The following is a 2489-nucleotide window of genomic DNA, read 5'->3' as shown; positions in this document are numbered from 1 at the left end:
ACCGCCGGAGAGCTCGGCCGGATAGCGGCGCTCGAAGCCGGTCAGCTCCACCAGCGCCAGCGCCTCCTGCACGCTGGCGGCGAGATCCCGTCCCGGCTGGGGTTTCATCTTGAGGCCGAAGGCAACGTTGTCCCACACCGTCATGTTGGGGAACAGCGCATAACTCTGGAACACCATGCCGATACCCCGCTTCTGGGGCGCCTGCCAGGTGATCTCCTCACCGGCCACCCGCACCTGACCGCCATCCACCGGAGTGAGCCCGGCCAGCGCCCTCAGCAAGGTGGACTTGCCGCAGCCGGAGGGGCCGAGCAGGGTCACCAGCTCCCCCTTGCGAATGCCGAATTCGATCCCCTCGAACACCGGCGTATCGCCGTAGGATTTGTGCAACTGATTGACTTCTAAATGAAACATCTTGGATCACCGATGAAATCTGTTGGCCGCCCAGGTGAGCAGCAGGGTCAGCAGGAAGTAGCTCATCACCAGCGCACTGGTGAAGTGGCCAGAAGTGGCGCGCATGTTGTAGAGGTAGACCTGCAGGGTCTCGTAGCGGGTGCCCACCAGCATGTTGGCAAACACGAACTCGCCGAGCAGGAAGGAAAGGGAGAGAAACAGCGCCGCCAGCAGGCCCTTGCGCAGGCAGGGGATCACCACCAGCAGGAAGGCGCGCCGACTACTGGCCCCCAGCAGATGGGCGGCATCCATCAAATCTCTGAGCGGTACCCCTTGCAGGCTGTTGGCCAGCGCCCGATACATAAAGGGGAGTACCACGGTGAACCAGGTGCCGATCAGGATCCACGGCGTGCCGATAATCGGCAGGACACCATCGGCGTAGATCTGCAGCAACCCCACTGACGAGACCACAGGTGGCACCGCGAAAGGGAGCAGGATCAGCAGGTTCATCCAGGGATCCAGCTTTGGGAAGTAGTAGGCCACCACCAGCACGGTGGGTACCAGCACCAGGGTCCCCAGCAGCAGGGTGGCGAAGCAGACCAGGAGGCTGCGGCCAAACGCCGCCAGAAAGCGCGGGTCGCCCCACAGCTTGAGATACCAGTCGAGGGTGAAGCCATCCGGCAGCAGGGTCGCCCCCCAGCGGGTGGAGATGGAGTAGAGAAACGTGGCCAGCAGCGGCAGCAGCAGGGTGGCGACCAGCCCACCCAGCACCCACTTGGGCCAGCGCGGCGTCAAATCATGCATGGGATTGCCCCTTGTTCACATAGCTCTTTTTCAGCAGCCACTGGTTGGCGGCCGTCACCACCCCCAGCAGCACCATCAGGATCACCGCCAGCGCCGCCGCCATATTGGGCTCGAGGAAGATATCGCCGGAGACCAGACTGGCCACCCGGATGGTCACCAGATTGAAGTTGCCGGTGGTGAGGGCGTAGGCGGAGGCATAAGCCCCCACCGCGTTGGCAAACAGGATGATCAGGGTGCCGAGCAGCGCAGGCGTCAGCACCGGCAGCGCCACATGCCACACATATTGTCCCTTGCTCGCGCCGAGCAGCGCGGCCGCTTGCGGCCACTCATCCTGCAGCGCATCAAACGCCGGGTAGAGCAGCAGCAGGGCGAGCGGGATCTGGAAGTAGGTGTAGATGAGGATAAGGCCGCTACCCGAGTAGAGGTTGAAGCCGTCGATCAATCCCCATGATTTCAGCAGCAGGGTCACCGCACCATTGATGCCGAGAATGATGATAAAGGCGAATGCCAGCGGCACCCCGCTGAAGTTGCCGGTCATGGTGACAAAGGCCAGCAGCAGCCGTTTGACCCGCTCGCTGCTGTGGCGCAGCGCGGCTGCCCCGAGGGTACCGATAGCCAGCCCCGCCAGACTGGCGATACCGGCGATGCGCAATGAGTTGCCGAACGATTGCAGGTAGAAGGGGGAGCTCAAAATCTCCCGATAGTAGTCGAGGCCCCAGCCATCGGGGGTCTGGAAACTGCCCACCAGCACCCACACCATGGGAGCGAGCTGGAACAGGAGCATCAAGAGGATAAACGGCAGCAGCACCAGCGCGGGCAGCCAGTGGCGGCGCACCCGGAGCTTGGTTGCCACGGGTCGATCCGCGAGGATCTCGGTGGTGGCAGGCATCATCAGTGCACCTCGCGCATAAAGGCCGCCTTGAGCAGCGGTGGCGCTGCCGGCTTGTCGTGGGGGATGCCCAGCAGATCGGCCATCAGGGCGCAGAGCTGGGTCTGGGCGATCACTACCCCATCCGGCCAGCGTTCGATAAAGGCATCGCCAAACAGCCAGAGCGGCACGGTGCGCTCTTCGGGCAGGGTGCCGCCGTGGCTCAGGTCGTTGTTCATGCCGTGATCCGAGGTGATCACCACCTGATACCCCTCCGCCAGCCACTGGGGCAGCAGATCGGCCAGCAGGCTGTCCATCCGGCGCGCCTGATTGCGGTACTGGCGGGAATCGAGGCCAAACTTGTGGCCCGCATCGTCCACCCCCATCGGGTGGATCAGCAGAAAATCGGGATCGTACTGGCTGCGCA

Annotated in this window: 4 protein-coding genes; all 4 read right to left on the bottom strand. The window is 63.6% G+C overall.

The features are described 5' to 3' along the window. On the bottom strand, window positions 1–411 hold a 411-nt coding region (locus L972_RS19745; protein ID WP_047440514.1), incomplete at its 3' end, for an ABC transporter ATP-binding protein. A gap of 6 nt (window positions 412–417) precedes the next feature. Continuing rightward, the gene (locus tag L972_RS19740; RefSeq protein ID WP_005355251.1) at window positions 418–1194 is read right to left on the bottom strand and encodes an ABC transporter permease; all 777 of its coding nucleotides are present in this window, start codon (window positions 1192–1194) and stop codon (window positions 418–420) included. Continuing rightward, a complete protein-coding gene (locus L972_RS19735; protein ID WP_047440512.1) occupies window positions 1187–2086 on the bottom strand; it encodes an ABC transporter permease in 900 nt (299 codons plus the stop codon). The genes L972_RS19740 and L972_RS19735 overlap by 8 nt, the downstream gene beginning before the upstream one ends. Beyond that, window positions 2086–2489: alkaline phosphatase family protein (locus L972_RS22075; RefSeq protein ID WP_047440519.1), on the bottom strand; the 404-nt coding region annotated here is incomplete at its 5' end. The genes L972_RS19735 and L972_RS22075, both read right to left, overlap by 1 nt.

The organism is Aeromonas sp. ZOR0001, from assembly GCF_000801015.1.
Taxonomy (GTDB): domain Bacteria; phylum Pseudomonadota; class Gammaproteobacteria; order Enterobacterales; family Aeromonadaceae; genus Aeromonas; species Aeromonas veronii.
Note: the sequence above shows the minus strand (reverse complement) of the source record. Positions and strands in the feature narration are given on the sequence as shown.